This window comes from Dysgonomonas sp. 37-18, from assembly GCF_001899125.1.
In the GTDB taxonomy this organism is placed as follows: domain Bacteria; phylum Bacteroidota; class Bacteroidia; order Bacteroidales; family Dysgonomonadaceae; genus Dysgonomonas.
On the sequence record NZ_MKVC01000035.1, the window covers coordinates 1 to 1,092 of the forward strand.

The 1,092-nt window shown below is 32.2% G+C and carries 2 protein-coding genes; one reads left to right on the forward strand and one right to left on the reverse strand.

Annotated elements, in window-relative coordinates; translation table 11 throughout:
• Positions 1-32: 32 nt before the first annotated feature.
• Complete coding sequence (locus BGO84_RS13700) at positions 33-215, reverse strand: hypothetical protein (RefSeq protein ID WP_291029980.1); 183 nt, start codon at positions 213-215, stop codon at positions 33-35.
• A gap of 226 nt (positions 216-441) precedes the next feature.
• Here BGO84_RS13700 and BGO84_RS13705 point away from each other — a divergent pair, with 226 nt between their 5' ends.
• A complete protein-coding gene (locus tag BGO84_RS13705; RefSeq protein ID WP_291029982.1) occupies positions 442-909 on the forward strand; it encodes a hypothetical protein in 468 nt (155 codons plus the stop codon).
• Positions 910-1,092 lie beyond the last annotated feature (183 nt).

Genomic DNA, 1,092 nt, shown 5'->3' on the forward strand with positions numbered 1-1,092 from the left:
TTGAGATTGGTTGTCGAGATGACAGCCTTTTTTTATTTCCTTTTTTGATCGTCTTCTTTACTATCTTTTATGGTAATATCTCCGCGGAACACATGAAGATGTTCCGATTCAGCCTTTTTCATGTCACTACTCAATCCTTCTACTTTTTTCATAGGGGCTCCCAGCCTGCTATCGAGCATAGACTTATTTTTCAATTTATCGTCATCGTTAAGCATGGTAGTATTTATTAGATTAGCAATTAAAACCATTGCATAAAAAGTCACACCTCATATTTGTTAACATATTATATTCTAAAACAATATAAAATAAATACACTAGAAAAAGTCATATGAAAAGACAATGTACCTTATTAAAAGATCATTATAAGTAATTTTATAAGAAAAGATATCTCTCATATCTTTTCTTTATTAATCTAATTTATAAATTAAAATTCTATTTGTTATGAAAAACATTTGCCTTTGTTTAGTTTTGGGTGTGTTATTATTCTCTTCATGTTCAAATGAAGAAGATGTAATATTAAAAGAAAAAAACAATAGCGAGCAAGCTGCTGTTAAACCTGATGATTATCCTGTAACCACTAGTCCTGGCGACTGTCCTATGTGTGGCATTACTCCTGAAACTCTCGTTGCTAACATATATTTAAAGGTCGGAGAATATCGCACTATTGGTGGTGTAAATGGTGATAAAGTGGAGTGGGTAAAATATCCTTACTCCGGCGCTGTATTTATAGCCTCTGGAGCAAACGCTACAGTTATGTTTCCTAGACCCGGAAATCATGAAATACATGCATTTGGATATGTATGGGTTCGCGGCTACGACCAGCAAGGCAATAAGTGCTATTGTGTAAAATACATATATAAATTTTATATTACGGTTACAGGATCTTCAGAGCCGAGTAAAGACGCCTAATTAATATTCGTGATGATAAAATTAGACTTATTCACATAGGTCTAATTTTATTGTGAAAATCTTCTATAAGTATAACTTTACTTTCAATTGAAAAACACCTTATATTTGTATTGTGTTTTTCATGGTATTCGGTTTATGGTTAAAAAGTTGAGATTGGTTGTCGAGATGACAGCCTTTTTTTAT

What these genes read in the sequence shown, in the direction of transcription:
- BGO84_RS13700 (WP_291029980.1), bottom strand. Translation starts at nt 215, where the DNA reads ATGCTTAACGATGACGATAAATTGAAAAATAAGTCTATGCTCGATAGC.
- BGO84_RS13705 (WP_291029982.1), top strand. Translation starts at nt 442, where the DNA reads ATGAAAAACATTTGCCTTTGTTTAGTTTTGGGTGTGTTATTATTCTCT.